Here is a 17,445-nt window from a genome sequence, read left to right as displayed (position 1 = left end):
TATAGAAGCCACTAAATTCTATTATGGATAAAGAAAAATTTGAAAAGCTAATATTCAAGTTTCACAACAAAGAACTAAGCTCTGAAGAAAAAGTAGAGTTTGAGTCTTTTTTGTCGTCTTCTGACGAAGCACGTAAGATATTCCATCAATGGAATCTTGTGTATAAGGCTTCGGAAGCACTGTCTATAAACAAAGAGATTCCTGAAATACCGTTCTCTTTGAGAGAGAAGAAAACAATCAACTGGCGTCGCTGGCTAGCCAATTCGGCTGCAATCATCACAATTCCTTTGATATTAGGCTTCACATACCTGCTGATAGATAAATACAAGACAGGCCCTGTGGCCTATAACGAAGTCGCTGCAACGAATGCCAAAGTAGTAAACATCTCTCTACCCGACGGATCGAAAGTCTCTCTGTATGCAGGGTCAACACTCAAATATCCTGATCGGTTTTCAGATGAAGAGCGACTTGTTATTTTAGACGGTGAAGGAACTTTTGAGGTAAAATCAAACCCGAAGAATCCTTTCTATGTAGAAACGACAGACGGAACAAGGGTAAAAGCATATGGGACTAAGTTCTCGGTAAGAGATTATGATGCAGATAATACAATACAGGTATATCTGGAACGAGGTATTGTAGATTTTAATTCGCCAAGGCTAAATCATCCGATAACAATGAAGCCTGATACCCGATTGGTATTTAACAAAACAGATAGAAAATATACAATATCAAACAGTACACCGAACGAGTATGACGCTTACGAACAGGGGATTTTATTATTCAACAATAGGCCGCTCGAGGAAGTCGTACAAAAGCTGAATAGGGTTTATGGGGTAGATATTATGATACAAGATGAGAGCTTGAAAGAATATCGCTTTACGGCGACGATCAAAGATGAATCAATATATCAGATAATGAACATGCTATCATTGAGTACACCTCAACTGGAATGGAAAAGACAAGGACAAAAAATAATATTAACTCAGAAACTTAAATCTAAAATTTAAAACCTAAAATCGAACCAGTATGAACAAAATGTGTTATTCCTTTTAATTAAAACTTAATATCGTCGAAGTGATTCCTTAAGAATAAGGATATTCATTTGTATGATGTTTTTTAAAACAAGAAAATTTATGAAAAGACATTACCACTTACTTCTAAGGGGGCTGGATTTTTTTGCTCCATCTGAACCCGTATTTTTCAACATTAACCTTAAAAAAAATATACCATGACATTAATGAAATTTATTTTAGGAGGGAAAAGCAAATATCTCTTATTTTTAGGGCTATTTTTAATGTCCTTCACCGTCCAATCGAAACGGATAGACAGTATTTCCATCAATAGAACAGGAGCTATCCGCTCTGTACTAAAAGAAATAGAAAAAGCGTCTTCTTACCACTTTATGTACAACGACAAACTTATCAACACAGATAAGATTGTATCGATAAATGTAAAAGACAAACCGGTAAATGAAATACTAAATTCACTATTCGAAGATTCGAACATCACTTATACCATAGTAGATGATCAGATTATATTATCTGTTGCCGGAACAAACGAAGTAAAAGATAGTAAACAAACAGGCCGTGAAATTTCGGGAGTCATCAAAGATGAAAAAGGCTTCACGCTTCCGGGGGTTAGTATCGCCGTTAAAGGTACAACCACAGGAACGATTACCGACATTGACGGAAAATATTCTATAAATGTTCCCAGCGGAGCGGTTCTGGCATTTAACTATGTTGGCTTTGTTCCTCAAGAAGTAAAAATAGGAAATCAGAGCACTTTAGACATCGTCCTCAAAGAAGATACTCAGGCTTTGGACGAAGTTGTTGTTGTAGGATATACAACACAGAAAAAAGCCGATCTGACAGGAGCAGTATCATCCGTAAAAATGTCGAGCCTCAACGATATGTCAGTAAGCGGTATCAATAGTGCGCTACAAGGTCGTATGTCGGGTGTTACCGTACTGCAAAGTAGTGGAGCTCCGGGATCGGGAACTTCTATCCGTATCCGTGGGATGGGTACATTTGGTAACAACGAACCACTTTATGTAATCGACGGTATGCCGGCTGATAATATGAACGACATCAATCCGGGCGACATAGAGCGTATCGACGTATTGAAAGATGCTGCATCTGCGGCTATCTACGGTTCACGTGCAGCAAACGGTGTTGTTATTATTCAGACTAAAAAGGGAGGTAAATCCGACAAAGTGAATATTGCATTCAATACTCATCATGGAGTTTCGATGGCTCAACGAAAAATAGATGTTCTGAATGCAGCACAACGTAATACGATCCATTTGGAGGCATACGACAATGCTATAAAATATGACGGATACGACAAAACGGCTCCGGATTATTACACATCTGATTTTGCAAAAGTGAGCAGAACAAACTGGCAGGATGAGATTTTCTCAAGTGCTGCTTATCAGGCTAACTATGACCTATCGCTCTCTGGAGGTTCCGATAAATTCAAGTATAATATCATGGGAGCCCATCTTAAACAAGACGGACTTCTAAAAAACTCGAGCTTCAACCGTACAACACTGCGTATAAATACAGAACTGGAGGTTTTCAAAAACTTCAAGGTTGGAGAAAACTTGATGATCACACACTCTAAGCAAATGCTGGTTCCGGAAATGGGAGCAAATGGAGCCATTGCTTCTGCACTTCAATTCGATCCTTCTGTTTCTGTCTACGAAAACAAAGCCAAAGGCATCTATAGCGGAAGTGGAGAATTAGGCGCCGACCTCAGAAACCCGGTAGCTGTATTAGACAGATCGGATCGTGCACGTACTCGCGACCGTATATTTGGAAATGTATATGCAGAGTACAAATTTTTGAACGATTTCACAATCAAAACAGATTTAGGTTATGATTGGTCCGATTGGGGTGACAAATGGTTTGTCACCAGAGTACCTGAAGCCGGACGTGCGTCCAATACAAATGAACTTACCGAAAGAGGATGGAAAGATACAAAGTGGATCACAACCACTACATTGAAGTATGACAAAGTGATCGGACTTAACAAGCTTATGCTCTTGGGAGGTACTTCTTACGAAGCATTCAACTCTGAATATACAAATGCTCGCGGTACAGGTTTTATCTCCGAAGATAAATCGCAACGTTATCTTTCTGCTGCTACCAATATAGCATGGATGCAAGGTGGTCGCGAAGAATGGGCTATGAATTCTTATTTCGCCCGACTCGACTATTCATTTGGAGACAGATACCTATTATCAGCAAACTTCCGTACCGATGGTTCTTCTAAATTTGCAAAAGGAAACCGTTGGGGATACTTCCCTTCTGTTTCGGGAGGATGGCGTATTTCAGAAGAGTCTTTCTTTGAAACCCTGAAAGAAAAAGCAATTCAAAACTTAAAGCTGAGAGCATCGTGGGGTAAATTAGGAAATCAGGATATGGGAAGCAATTATCCTACCAAAGTGCTTATTGCCAACACAACAGATAATGATGGATACAACACTGTTTTTGGCAGTACAGAAACTGCAGGTTTTGGACGATATGAGTCTACATTAGCGAATCCCGACCTGAAATGGGAGGTAACGACTCAAACAGACTTAGGTTTAGATATCAGCTTCCTCAACAAGTTTGATTTCGGATTCGACTATTTCATCAAAAAATCGTCAGATGTATTGTTAGAGATCCCTGTACCTTCATTAGCCGGTGTAGACGGAGGAATGATGGTAAATGCTGCCGAAGTGCGCAACCGTGGTTTTGATATGAACCTATCATACAATACTAAAGTTAAGGACTTTAATATAAGCGCATACGGCAATTTCAGCAAGGTTAAAAATGAAGTTCTTTCTATGGGTACAGGAAACAGAAACATGTTTACAAGTTCTTACCGTGGTACCAACATCACAAGAACAAGAGTGGGCGAACCGATAGCACACTTCTATGGTTATAAAAATGGAGGTGTATTCAAATCTCAGGAAGAAATAGATACTTACGTAAATGAAAAAGGAGAAAAAATACAACCTGCCGCAAAAGTTGGAGACCTTAAGTTCCTCGATTTGGATGGTAATGGAAAAATAGACTCTAACGACCAAACAAATATTGGTAGCGGATTCCCTGATTTCACTTATGGACTTGGAGCCGATCTTGAGTATAAAGGTTTCGATCTTAGCTTCTTCTTCCAAGGTGTTGCCGGATACGATATATTCAACGCCATCAAATATGAAGGTATGTTCGTTGATCCTCGTTATAATCAGTTTGCAGCTATCCTAGACCGTTATCACCCAACAAACAACCCCGGAGGGAATGGGCCACGAGTTACAATCAAGGATACCAACAACAACCGCAGGATGTCTGATTACTATGTTGACAAAGGTGACTACCTAAGACTAAAAACACTTACCTTAGGTTATACTTTCAACAGAAACACAATCAAAAAATTAGGATTGCAAAAACTAAGAGTTTACGCTACCGTACAGAACCTGCTTACATTCACCAGCTATAAAGGCTTCGACCCTGAACTAGGTGAAACTTATGCTAATGAATTGGATAGTTACGGAGTTACCGAAATAGGTGTGGACAGAGGACAATTCCCTCAGCCTAGAACTTTCATTATGGGTGTAAATATTAACTTTTAAATCGAATAAAACATGAAACTATATAAATTATTACTATTCATCCCATTCATTTTTATCACATCGTGTGATTTAGATAGGGAACCTTACGGGCTTTCAAACTTTTGGAATACAGAAGCCGATGCTCAATTAGGGTTAGATGCTGCCTATGCCCCTTTTTATGAAGAAGAAGGTTTCGGGCGCGGACACTGGTGGGTAGGTGCTGCCAGCGACGATATGGTAATCAATCGCAGCAAAGGCGACGATGAAGCCCTCACCGAATTCAGAACAACAACAAATGCATCAAGCGGACAGTTCTCTAACTGGAGAATAATGTATAAAGTAATCAGACGCTCGAATGACGTAATGAAATATGCGCCTAACATTGAAATGTCTGACAAAAACAAAGATATCATTCTTGGTGAAGCTAATTTCCTTTGTGCTTTTGCTTATTTCCATTTAGCAAAAAGATATGGAGGATTGCCATTCTATGATTATAACAAACCTCAGGAAATAAACAAGCCGCGCGAAACAAAAACCGAGACATATACACGCATCGAAGATTATTTGAAAACAGCCATTTCTCATTTCGAGAAACAAAGTCTTTGGACCAGAGAGAAAGGTGCTGAAGGTCGTCCACAACTAGGTGCTGCTTACGGGCTTCTTGCAAAAGTATATGCACATTGGGGTAAATATAACGAAGCTAAAGCTGCTGCAGAAAAAGTAATCAACTCGGGCAAGTATTCTTTAGACAAGACAAATAATAACGGTTATGCGCACTTGTTCTCTCCGGCAGGAGAAAAGCATGAAGAAGTACTTTTCAATCTTACTAACAAGCCGGTGAGAAACCAAGGAACAGTAACATCTGTTATCCTTCTTTCGGGAACTCTTTCGGGTGGTACAGGATGGTATTACTTTGCTCCTACCAAAAGTTTGTTCGATGCATTCGAAAAACCAAACCTAACCTCAAGCGGAGACCTTCGCCGTTTGGTAACGCTTAAAGGTGCGGGTGATGATGTTTTCTTCTTAGGTAAACAAACAACGCTTACCAGTGCCCTTATTAAGGACATGAGTACAGGATATATGGGAACAAAATATTCTGCTGCATATAATGATCTTACAGGTTGGAACTGGGAAACCGGAGCAGATGTGCCTCTTTTACGCTATGCTGATGTATTACTTATCCATGCCGAAGCCGAAATATTTTTAGCCGGAGGAGGTCCGAACGATCGCACTAAAGGCGTGGCAGCAGCTGCTGCTTCATTCAACGAAGTTAGAGTAAGAGCATTTGGCGGAGACAATTCAAAAGCAATATCGGCTCCTACATTCAATGATTTGGTTAAAGAACGCCGTTGTGAGTTAGCTTATGAAGACGAACGTCATTACGACCTTGTTCGTTGGGGATTAGCAAAAGAAGTATATGCTGCTGCAACAACCGCAAGCGATCCAAGAGGTCCTAGAACTTTCGATCCGGCTAAAGATGCACACTTCCCGATTCCGCAACGAGAGATAGAAAACACTGATTATTTATTGGTTAATAACCCGAATGATGGTTATTCGAACTTTAAATAAAACAGAAATTTGATATTGTCATAGAGAAGGAACTGTCGCAGAAGTAGAAAATACATTTTGGATAGTTCCTTCTTAATGATAAATTGAGGCAATTGTAATTAATATATAAAACTTAATGAAGAAAATATTCGTATCAACCTTTATTATTGGATTTTTAATTAGCTGTACAAATCTACCTAAAAACCCTATCGACTATGTAGACCCATTTATCGGAACAGGTTTTCATGGACACACATATCCCGGAGCTACCACTCCGTATGGAGCAATACAGTTGAGTCCCGACACCCGCACAGGAGACTGGGATGCATGTTCGGGCTATCATTATAGCGATTCTTCTATTTTAGGATTTTCGCACACACACCTTAGTGGAACAGGCTGTGCCGATCTGGGCGACGTGCTTTTCCATCCTACCACCAAAGACATAAAACCAGTATCGAAAGGTTATATTTTCGAGCCTCTTGCCTTTTCGCATCAAGACGAAAAAGCCACACCCGGATATTATTCGGTTGATTTCAAAGAAGAAGGAATTAAAGCTGAACTGACAGCTACAACATATACAGGTGTACACCGATACACCTTCGATAAAGATAAAAACCAAGCCATAATTATAGACATGGCACATGTGTTGGCCGAAGAAGTTATCGACTCACTCGTTATCAGGCAATCGGCAAACAATGAAGTGTCGGGAATGAGAAGAACTCAGGGATGGGTAACCAATCAGTATGTGTTCTTCGTTGCTCAATTTTCAAAAGATATTCAGTCTTTCGACTTAGTTAACGATGGTGTCATTCTGGACAAGGATGCCAAACCTAAAACGAATAATCAACAAGCCGTCCTCAAATTTGGCTCTTCGGATGGTACACCTATTATAGCCAAGGTTGCTTTCTCGGTTGTAAGTGAAGAGAATGCACGAAAAAACCTGAGCCACGATGTGGAAGATTTCGACTTTGATGTAGTACACAATCAAGCCCGCAACCTTTGGTCTGAAGCGTTATCAGAAATCGTTGTAGAAGGCGGAAGCGAACATGATTTGAAAAACTTCTATACCGCCATATATCACTCAAAAGTAGTACCCAATATAATGAGCGACGTAAACGGACAGTTTCGCCGCCATGATATGAAGGTTAGCATATTACCCGAAGGAGAGAAATATTACTCAACATTTTCCATTTGGGATACGTTCCGAGCATGGAATCCTCTCGTTACACTAACAGATACTACACTCGTAAATAATATTATCAACTCTTACCTCGATATGTATGATGCCTCGGGCGAACTTCCTATCTGGCCCCTGTCTGCCGGAGAAACAGGGACTATGATCGGCTATCACTCGGTATCGGTAATTGCTGATGCTTACATGAAAGGAATACGAGGTTTTGATATTGCTAAGGCTTATGAAGCCATGAAGGTTTCGTCCGATAAAAACAAAAAAGGTTCTGACTATTATATCAAATACGGATTTATACCTTCAAACATAAAACGAGAGTCAGTGTCATGCCTTCTCGAATATGCATACGACGATTGGTGTATTGCGCAAATGGCAAAAGAGTTAGGGAAAGATGATGATTACAAAGTATATACGGAAAGAGCACTATCATACATCAATGTATTTGACGGACATACCAAATTCTTTAGAGGCAAACGTATGGACGGAAATTGGGACAGCCCTTTCAATCCTTTTGAACCGGGACGTGCATATACAGAAGCTACTGCATGGCAATACCGATTCTTTGTACCGCATGATGTAAATGGTCTTATACAGCTCTTCGGGGGGAAAGACGAATTCACCTCGCAGCTGGATAGCCTCTTTGTTGTGGAGTCGAAAGTTGACGGACACATGTCTGATATCACAGGACTCATAGGGCAATATGCGCACGGCAACGAGCCGAGCCATCATATGGCATACCTATACAATTATGTTGGTCAGCCGTGGAAAACCCAGGCTATGACCCGCCGCATACTATCGGAGATGTATCAGCCGACTCCTGAGGGAATCAGTGGCAACGAAGATTGCGGACAGATGTCTGCTTGGTATATCCTCAGCAGTATGGGTATTTACCCTGTATGCCCGGGGTCGAACGAATTTTCGTTGACAACTCCGCTGTTTGAAAAAGCAACAATTAAATTAGCGAACGGAAAGGCATTGACTATCAAGGCTAATCACCCTGAAAAGAATATGTATATCAACAAAGTTTCTCTCAACGGAAAAGAGATAGCTGCTAATTATGTCACCTACCAAGAACTGATGCAAGGAGGGGTACTCGATTTCAACTTGTCATCCACACCGAACAAGTCCAGAGGCATAGCAGAATCTGACTATCCGCATTCGATGACTACAGGAAAGATTGTTTCGATACCATATACAACAAAAGATCTGGATCTCTTCATTGACAATACAACTGTTGATTTGCATTCGGCGACAAAAGATGTGAAAATTTATTACACCCTCGACGGGAAAGAGCCAACCGAAGAGTCTGCTCTCTATTCCGAGCCAATAGAAATAGCAGCAACTACAACGATCAAAGCTCGTGCATATAAAGATGGATTTATCCCGAGCCGTATATTTACGATTCAAGCCACAAAAGCTGTGTTTAAGAACCCTGTATCAGCCTTGGCCAAAGAGAATGGTACAAACTTTCATTATTACGAAGGATACTTTAGTGCTGTAGACCAGATACAAAAAGCAACTCTCGTAGAGAAAGGAATAATAGCCGAACCGTCAATAAACGGAGCAAAACAAGCAGATCATTTTGCATTTATATTCACAGGTATTATCTTTGTACCAGAAGATGGCGTCTATGAATTCATGACTACCTCCGACGACGGCAGTGTCTTGTATGTTGATAATATAAAGATAGTTGACAACGATGGTTCGCATGCAGCCATATCTGCCACCGGCCGAATTGCCCTGAAAAAAGGCCACCACACATACAAGCTCCAATACTTTGAGGATTACGAAGGAGAGCACCTGAGTTGGGGTTGGAAAAAACCAACATCCGAGAAGTTTGAGAATATACCAGCATCTAATTTATTCATAAAATAAAAAACCTTGATAAGATGAAAAAGTTATTTTATTTTCTTGCTGTAATCGTATTATTGGCTTCATGTAATAGCAAGCCGGTAGACTTCAATGTAATGAGCTTCAACATTCGTTACGATAATCCTGACGACAGCCTGAACAACTGGCAGTACAGGAAAGATGTTGCGGCAAAGACAATAAAGAATCAGAATGCAGACATCGTAGGAACACAAGAGGTGCTTGTAAACCAGCTGAACGACTTAAAATCTCGCCTACCCGAATATAATGCGATAGGAGTAGGTCGTGAAGACGGTATCGAAAAGGGAGAATACAGTGCTATATTATATAAGAAGGATAGATTCAAAGAAATAAAATCCGGTTACTTCTGGCTGAGCGAAACCCCCGAAGTGGCGGGGTCTAAAGGTTGGGATGGCGCTTGCGAGCGCATCGCTACGTGGGCTATACTGGAGGATATAAGCAGCAAAAAACAACTTTTCTTTATCAATACACACCTCGATCATGTGGGTAAAATAGCGCGTCAGAAAGGTGTGACATTATTGCTAAGCAGAGCAAACGCTCTTGCTAACGGTTTGCCTATCATTATGACGGGAGACTTTAATGCGACACCCGAATCGGATGTAATCAAACACGTTACAGATGTGAATAGCCCTGAACATCTTATCCATTCGAAAGATATTGCAGTAGAGAAAAGCGGTACAGACTGGACATTCCACGGATTTGGAAAAGTACCAATGGAAAGACGTGAGTTTATCGATTATGTTTTTGTAAGCAAAGGCATCAAGGTAGCTAAACACAGTGTACTCCCTGAAAAATTGGACGATATATTCATTTCAGACCATTCTGTAGTAGTTGCTCAAATAGAAATAAAATAATTATAGAATTTGTGCTATCCTGCGTGTAACGAAGTATAGTCAACAACAATCAAAAAAGGTTTTTAATCATGAGACATATTTTAAACAAAATATATTTATTAGTCTTATTGACAGGGTTGATAAATATATCTATCAATGCACAACAACGGATACTCATTCACTCTCATAACGATTACGAGCAAAGAGTTCCGTTTTATCAGGCTTATGCGCAGCAAGTAGCATCTATAGAAGCTGATATTTACACAACAGGGAAAGCCAATGAGTTGAAGGTGGCACACGACCTAAAGGACGTAGCCAATGCCCCGACTATAGACGAAGCATACATCACCCCATTGGTCAATCTATTTGAACAAAACGGAGGAAGACCTTGGAAAAACTCAGATAAAACACTTATTCTTTTGGTAGATCTGAAAACTCCGGCAAATCCGACTTTGGATATATTAGTATCCAAACTGAAAGCCTATCCTCAGGTTTTCGACGCTACGGTTAACCCTTATGCCGTAAAGGTTGTTATATCAGGTAATCGTCCTGCCGAGAAAGATTATTCTAAATATCCGTCATTCATTTCATTCGATGGATATAAAACAGACTATACCCCCGAACAGCTGAAAAGAATAGCAATGATAAGCCTTTCTTTTGCCGACTATTCGGTATGGAACGGTAAAGGATCTATTAAAAAAGCCGAGTTGGAGAAAGTCGTAAAAGTGATCAATGAAGTACACGCATTGGGCAAGCCTATCCGTTTTTGGGGAACTCCCGATGGCGTTACCGCATGGAATACGTTCCACAATCTAGGCATAGATTACATTAATACCGACCGCCCTGAAGCCTGTGCCGATTATTTCTCGCATTTCGACAATAAGAATTACCAAATAGGGAAGAATGAAGATATAACCGATGATGTAGCACGTGCCAAAAGGCTGGATAGAACAACTGTTGGATTTCAAGGTTTTAACAACAAGCTTCTGCAACTATCGAAAGGTATCAACGTATATACCCCTACTTACAAAAATGATGGAAGCAACAAGCCTGTCAAGAACATCATATTCCTTATTGGTGACGGTACAGGACTTGCTCAACTACAGGCAGGAGCTACAGTAAATAATGCCAATTACAAAAACGGAAACGGGCTTACAATATTCAACATGAAATATGTGGGATTGCAAAACACCAGTGCAAAAGATGCCTATACGACCGATTCTGCCGCAGGAGGCAGCGCATTAGCGACAGGCGAACTACACAACAACCGTCATATCAGTATGAGTGAAGATGGAGTAGCATACCCATCGATGGCAGATGTAATGTATGCTGCGGGATATGCCTGCGGAGTTGTAACACTGGGTAATGTTGCCGATGCTACCCCTGCCGCTTTTTACGGACACTCGGTAGAAAGAGATAACTCTGACGAGATAACTTCGTATTTGCTCGATGGAAAACTAACCCTTCTGAACGGTGCGGGAATGTCTGTTTTCACACGTCGGAACGATGGTAAGGATATTTTGGGCGAATTAAAAAAACAGTATAGAATCAGTACATCTATTGACGATATCAATGCCGACAACAAGAAGGTTATCTGTATTGACGAACGAATGGATCTGGCTGCATCTGAAGAAACGCTGACAATGCTTGCCGACGCCACAAATCAGGCAATAAAAAAACTATCGACAACAAATGACAAAGGGTTTTTCCTGATGGTAGAAGGTGCAAAAATAGATTATGCCGGACATGCCAATTCTTTTCCGGGTTCTGTAATGGAAACATTAAGTTTCGACTTGGCGGTGAAAGCAGCCCTTGAGTTTGCAGACAGTAATGGAGAGACATTGGTTGTAGTAACAGGCGACCACGAAACAGGGGGGCTTACATTGGTGGACGGAAATGTTGCCAACGGACATCTCACTGCCCGCTATATGACCGACGACCACACTCCGCTTATGCTACCTGTATTTTCTTACGGGCCGGGTTCATCCGAATTCATAGGAGTGTATAAGAATACTCAGATTTTTCATAAAATGAAAAAATTATTAGGATTGTAAAAAATAATTATACCATCTCTGCCATGCTGAGGCACGAAGCATCCCAAAGCTGAACATTTCTATAAAAAGGAAGCGAGATACTTCGTTACACTCGGTATGACAGAGAGAATACAGATAAAGACCATGAGAAAATATACACTAATACTCGTAACTCTCTTTTGCGCAATGACATCATTCGCACAAAAGAATAACATACAACTGAAATTCAATAAGGACGGTTATTTCAAGATCGCCCAATTTACAGATCTGCATTGGAGCAACAACTCACCTAATTGCAGCAAGACTGTAGATGTGATCAAGCATGTTTTGGCAACCGAAAAGCCGGATATTGCGATTCTTACAGGTGACGTAGTAACCGATATGCCTGCCAAAGATGGCTGGAAATCTATTGGTAAAATATTTGAAGATGCTAAAACTCCATGGGCTGTCACCTTGGGTAATCACGATGAAGAAGCAGGGCTTACTCGTGATGAGGTTTTTGATCTTATCGCAAACTACCCTTACTTTATCGGAGAAAAAGGACCGGAGCTATCGGGATCGGGAAACTATCCGTTAGAAGTTAAGGCATCAAAAGGAGCTAAGACTGCGGCTGTATTATATTGCATCGACTCTCACAACAAACCCTCTGCACACAAGTACGGTCATTACGACTGGATACACTTCGATCAGATAGACTGGTACAGAAAAACAAGTGATAAATATACCGCACAAAACGGCGGAACACCGCTTCCTGCTCTTGCATTCTTCCATATTCCTGTATTGGAGTATAACAACGTTGTTGGAAAAGAAAAGACCATCGGCAATAAAGAAGAAGGCGTTGCCTCTCCCGAAATAAATTCAGGAATGTTTTGCTCGATGGTAGAGAAGAAGGACGTAATGGGAGTGTTTGTAGGGCACGACCACGATAACGACTATATAGGAATCGATCAGGGAATAGCCCTCGCATTCGGACGGACAACAGGGGTCGACGCCTACGGTAAACTAGAAAGAGGCGGACGCATTATCAAAATGTATGAAGGCAAAAATCAGTTCGACACATGGATACGTACACCGAAGGGTATCGAGTTTGAATATTATTATCCTTCAGGCTTGTCTTCTGCCGACGAACAAGCAACAAAATATTTGCCTGCTAAAAACATTCAGGTAAAACAACAAGGAGTAGAATACAAATATTACGAAGCCGATTTTAAACTTACGCATACAGATATGATCGCTTCTGCTAGGCTTGTAAAAGAAGGTACGTTGAACAATTTTTCGATTGCCTCTGCTACAGCTAAAGATTCTATGGCATTTGTATTCAAAACATATATCAAAATACCCGAAAAGGGCGTTTATCAATTTTATACTTTCTCCGACGATGGTTCGAAGTTATTCATTGACGGACAAATCGTTGTTGACAACGATGGTTCTCACAGCCTGAAACGTGCCGAAGGAAAGATTGCTCTCGAAGCAGGATATCACGAATTGAAATTATTGTATTTCGAAAACTATATGGGAGAATTCCTCGAGGTAGGTGTTTCGAGCCGCAGTATCAGAGAAGATATTATTCCTGATAATATGTTGTATATTGCAAAATAGTTTATCTATATAAGGACGCTGTCTTATGTTTCTTACTCTATCCTACCGGAGATGATACTTCTCTTCGTTGAGCTTGATAAAAAATAGAAAAAGGTGACAGATAAAAAACAGAATAAAAAGTGTCACTTTTGTCACCTTTTATTTATATCACACAGGTTATAAAGCATATATAAAAACAGTATATTTGTAGAAAAGTAACAATAAAAATCGATTATAATACCCTAAGATGAAAAGACTTGTTAGTTTAATTATTCTAAGCTGTATCGTAACATTCAATCTCTTCTCTCAAGAAAATGAAGAGGTACCTCCAAAATACAACCTGCCATACAAAAATACGTATGTGAAGGAAGCTTTGGTTACGGAGAATGAATACCGTATAGCAAAACCCGAGGAAGTAATTCCTAAAAGCTTCGAAGAGGCTAAGAATATATTGCCCAGTCCTATTTGGGAAGGTCATGCGAAAGAAATAGAGATGTATTGGAAAGCATGGCAAATAGCTATCAGCAATATCCGTCAACCACAAAAAGGTTCGGGCTTTGTTTCCAGTTATCTGGATACAGCTTATAACGGAAATATCTTTATGTGGGATTCATCTTTTATGATGATGTTTGCCCGCTACGGATACCGCTTTTTCCCATTCCAACATACATTGGATAACTTCTACGCTAAACAGCATCCCGATGGATTCATTTGCCGCGAGATCAAAGCCGATGGAGCAGATTGCTTCGAGCGTTACGACCCGACAAGCACCGGGCCTAACCTTCTGCCGTGGAGTGAGATGTTATACTACAAGCAGTATGGCGATAACGAACGCTTAGAAAAGATATTCCCGGCACTATGTGCATATTACAAATGGCTGAAACTAAACCGTACATGGCCAAATGGGACATACTGGTCGAGCGGCTGGGGTACAGGTATGGACAACATGCCACGTGTGCAGCCTCAGTATAATATGATATATAGTAATGGACACATGGTATGGCTGGATGCATGCCTGCAACAAATATTGATGGCAAATGTATTGCTCGAAATAGGTTTCTATCTCGAACGCTGGCAAGAGATCGAAGAATTTGAGGACGAGATAAAAATGCTTACCAAATATGTACACGACAATCTTTGGGACGAAAAGACAGGATTCCTGTACGATCAGTATGCTGATGGTAGTCTGAGTACAACAATGGGAATACCTGCATTCTGGGCATTACATACCGATGTATTGGATGCTAAGCAACTGGATAGAATGGTGAAGCATTTGGACGATCCTAAAACATTCAACCGTCCGCACAGAGTTCCATCTCTTTCGGCGGACAACCCGAAATATAACCCGAGAGGACGCTACTGGCAAGGTGGTGTTTGGCCGGGAACAAACTATATGGTCATCACGGGACTTGATAAGAAAGGATACACAAAACAAGCGAAGGAGATAGCCAAGAATCATTACAATAATGTTTTTGAAGTATACAAGAACACAGGAACATTCTGGGAATATTATGCACCCGAAGCCGCCGAACCGGGATTTATGGCTCGCAAAGACTTTGTAGGTTGGACAGGTCTTCCTCCTATTGCGGTATTTATAGAGTATATCTTAGGTATCCGTTCCGACTATGCCAATCATTCTGTGATATGGGATATTACTCAGACCGAAGCACATGGGATAGAGCGTTATCCATACGGCCCCGACGGCTTGGTTTCGTTTAAGGTTAATAAGCGTAATTCGGCGGATGAAACTCCATCGGTTACGATTGATTCGAACGTTGCTTTCGAGCTAACATTGCTTTGGGGAAAAGACAAGAGTAAGAAAGTAAGCATTCAGGTAGGCAAGCAAACTATTTGATAAGAAGATAAAAGAAACTGCCTTAGAAATTCACTTCCTAAGGCAGTTTTTTTATTGTTTTATATTCGTCATCTTAAAGTAAGAGAATTCAGCAGGCTGAGAAGTGTCTCCTATTTGTATTATTCCGGGACGAGCTACTCTATCCCATCGGGTTAAATAATCGGCTTGGATAGGAGTCTCATTTATCTTCGTCCAGTTTTCCCCATCCTTACTCCAATAGAAAGTCATATAACAACCGTTCTCTACCAAAGCCTTGAGATAGACAAGCTTCTGCGATATTGTTGAATTATAGATCAACGATTGCTGACCATCTTTTATCGATTTCAACTCTAACTTCCCATCCGATACACCCCATACTATGAGATTCTTATCATCTCCATACATGGTAAGCCCTTTTATACTCTTATTGTTATTATTCACCAATGTTTCATAAGTATAATAAGGCGTTTGCGGACGTAAGCATAATGCTGTTCCCCAATCATTCCCTTGTTTTGGAGTGCCGCTAAGCAGAAGTTTTCCATTCCGAACTTCAGTCTTTATATCTGAATAAGGGAAGTTCCAAGTCCAATCTATTTTCAACGTACTACCTTCGAATCTATCTTCAAAATCAGCAACTCCCATCTGCACAGTTCCGGGATATGGCATAGCTTGCTCTGCTTTACCGACTGTTCCTGTGCGAAAATGTGGCCAACTATCGTCTTCCATATACATCTCTTGCAATACAGGTTGTCGGCCGGCAAAAAAGCCTTCACCTTTGAAGTAGGCATGAAACAGATAAAACAAACGACCATCGGGAGTATCTACTGCTGTTCCATGTCCGCAGGATAGATAATCTCCACCTCCTCCATGCAGAATCGGATTGCCAGAATACTTCTCATAAGGACCTTTGAAGCTCTTTGAACGGGCAACATATACATCATAATCACTTTGCGGACCACAACAACTATGAGGTGAATAAACGATATAATAATAATCTCCTCTCTTGAAATGGTACTGACCTTCCATCCCGATCCGCTCATCATCTTTCAACAACGAGAAAGGCTCTCCAATCAATTTTAAGCCATCATCAGACAATTTACTAGCGAGTATCTCTATCGGTCTATTATCGAGCCCGTACGCCTTCCATGATATATACAGCTGCCCATTGTCGTCATAGATAAATGCATCGATCGCTTCTTTCCCGAATTCGACCAGAAGACCATGATCTGTAAATTCATCGGTAGGACTATTTGCTGTAGCAACACCTATGTATGATATCCCATCAGACTTCCGTCGTGCCGTATAATAGCAATAGACCTTATCGTTATGATAAAACAATTCGGGAGCCCAAAAAGAGTTGGAAGTCCATTCGGGTCGCTTCTTAAATATATGTCCGATCTGCGTCCAGTTTACCAAGTCTTTTGAAGTAAATAGCGGATAGTGCGGAGCCCATTCGGAAGAGGTAGCAGTTGCATAATAGGTATCACCTATTCTTATTACAGAGGGATCTGCCATATCTCCATGAATAACGGGATTCCGGAAGTAATTCTGCTGACTCTTTAGACTAGAAATAAGGGCAAGGCTAAACAAAAGGATAAAACAAACTTTATTCATGATAAAATATTATTAGATCTTTACTTTTCTCGGAATTGTTCTCCGTTAGAAAGATATGTTTCAAATGTTATTTACGTTAGATTTTTTATTGGGCTTAAGGAATCTGGTTTTTCCTTTATTCTAAATATATGACGAATATACAAAGAAACATTGGCATTGTAAAAAATAAAGGATCTCATTGGTTTATGAGATCCTTCTTCTTTGTATGTATTTGTATCTTTCTATTATCCTTTGTAGCTTGGATTGTATCAATAACAAAAGTCCGCATACAGTTTCATGTATACGGACTTTGCTTAAAACGGCGGTAACCTACTCTCCCACTTTTACGCAGT

At 40.5% G+C, this 17,445-nt stretch carries 9 protein-coding genes; 8 read left to right on the top strand and 1 reads right to left on the bottom strand.

Annotation, left to right across the window (positions count from 1 at the left end; translation table 11 throughout):
- Positions 1-23: 23 nt before the first annotated feature.
- The 8 genes from LDB17_RS12055 (at position 24) to LDB17_RS12020 (ending at position 15,520) form a co-directional block, all read left to right on the top strand.
- Positions 24-1,007 carry a FecR family protein gene (locus LDB17_RS12055; protein WP_252639477.1) on the top strand — a complete coding sequence of 328 codons (984 nt, stop codon included), beginning with the start codon at positions 24-26 and terminating at the stop codon, positions 1,005-1,007.
- Between the two features lie 221 nt (positions 1,008-1,228).
- Complete coding sequence (locus LDB17_RS12050) at positions 1,229-4,615, top strand: TonB-dependent receptor (protein WP_252639478.1); 3,387 nt, start codon at positions 1,229-1,231, stop codon at positions 4,613-4,615.
- 12 nt (positions 4,616-4,627) lie between these two features.
- On the top strand, positions 4,628-6,163 hold the full coding sequence (locus LDB17_RS12045; protein WP_252639479.1) for a RagB/SusD family nutrient uptake outer membrane protein: 1,536 nt from the start codon (positions 4,628-4,630) through the stop codon (positions 6,161-6,163).
- A 115-nt stretch (positions 6,164-6,278) separates the two neighbouring features.
- The gene (locus LDB17_RS12040) at positions 6,279-9,206 is read left to right on the top strand and encodes a GH92 family glycosyl hydrolase (protein ID WP_252639480.1); all 2,928 of its coding nucleotides are present in this window, start codon (positions 6,279-6,281) and stop codon (positions 9,204-9,206) included.
- A 14-nt stretch (positions 9,207-9,220) separates the two neighbouring features.
- Positions 9,221-10,075, top strand: a complete 855-nt coding sequence (locus LDB17_RS12035; protein ID WP_252639481.1) for an endonuclease/exonuclease/phosphatase family protein — start codon at positions 9,221-9,223, stop codon at positions 10,073-10,075.
- 68 nt (positions 10,076-10,143) lie between these two features.
- The gene (locus LDB17_RS12030) at positions 10,144-12,108 is read left to right on the top strand and encodes an alkaline phosphatase (protein ID WP_252639482.1); all 1,965 of its coding nucleotides are present in this window, start codon (positions 10,144-10,146) and stop codon (positions 12,106-12,108) included.
- A gap of 123 nt (positions 12,109-12,231) precedes the next feature.
- Positions 12,232-13,686: a PA14 domain-containing protein gene (locus LDB17_RS12025; RefSeq protein ID WP_252639485.1), complete on the top strand. Its 1,455-nt coding sequence runs from the start codon at positions 12,232-12,234 to the stop codon at positions 13,684-13,686.
- A 226-nt stretch (positions 13,687-13,912) separates the two neighbouring features.
- Positions 13,913-15,520, top strand: a complete 1,608-nt coding sequence (locus LDB17_RS12020) for a trehalase family glycosidase (RefSeq protein WP_252639483.1) — start codon at positions 13,913-13,915, stop codon at positions 15,518-15,520.
- Positions 15,521-15,571: 51 nt separating this feature from the next.
- On the opposite strand, the gene LDB17_RS12015 is transcribed toward LDB17_RS12020, so the two are convergent.
- Positions 15,572-17,113 carry a family 43 glycosylhydrolase gene (locus LDB17_RS12015; protein ID WP_252639484.1) on the bottom strand — a complete coding sequence of 514 codons (1,542 nt, stop codon included), beginning with the start codon at positions 17,111-17,113 and terminating at the stop codon, positions 15,572-15,574.
- Between the last annotated feature and the right edge of the window lie 332 nt (positions 17,114-17,445).

Origin of the sequence: Dysgonomonas sp. Shenzhen-Wh21, from assembly GCF_043392705.1 — a bacterium.
GTDB lineage: Bacteria > Bacteroidota > Bacteroidia > Bacteroidales > Dysgonomonadaceae > Dysgonomonas.
This window is presented reverse-complemented; position numbering and strand designations above follow the sequence as displayed.

What these genes read in the sequence shown, in the direction of transcription:
- LDB17_RS12030 (WP_252639482.1), top strand. Translation starts at nt 10,144, where the DNA reads ATGAGACATATTTTAAACAAAATATATTTATTAGTCTTATTGACAGGG.
- LDB17_RS12055 (WP_252639477.1), top strand. Translation starts at nt 24, where the DNA reads ATGGATAAAGAAAAATTTGAAAAGCTAATATTCAAGTTTCACAACAAA.
- LDB17_RS12025 (WP_252639485.1), top strand. Translation starts at nt 12,232, where the DNA reads ATGAGAAAATATACACTAATACTCGTAACTCTCTTTTGCGCAATGACA.
- LDB17_RS12050 (WP_252639478.1), top strand. Translation starts at nt 1,229, where the DNA reads ATGACATTAATGAAATTTATTTTAGGAGGGAAAAGCAAATATCTCTTA.
- LDB17_RS12020 (WP_252639483.1), top strand. Translation starts at nt 13,913, where the DNA reads ATGAAAAGACTTGTTAGTTTAATTATTCTAAGCTGTATCGTAACATTC.
- LDB17_RS12040 (WP_252639480.1), top strand. Translation starts at nt 6,279, where the DNA reads ATGAAGAAAATATTCGTATCAACCTTTATTATTGGATTTTTAATTAGC.
- LDB17_RS12045 (WP_252639479.1), top strand. Translation starts at nt 4,628, where the DNA reads ATGAAACTATATAAATTATTACTATTCATCCCATTCATTTTTATCACA.
- LDB17_RS12035 (WP_252639481.1), top strand. Translation starts at nt 9,221, where the DNA reads ATGAAAAAGTTATTTTATTTTCTTGCTGTAATCGTATTATTGGCTTCA.
- LDB17_RS12015 (WP_252639484.1), bottom strand. Translation starts at nt 17,113, where the DNA reads ATGAATAAAGTTTGTTTTATCCTTTTGTTTAGCCTTGCCCTTATTTCT.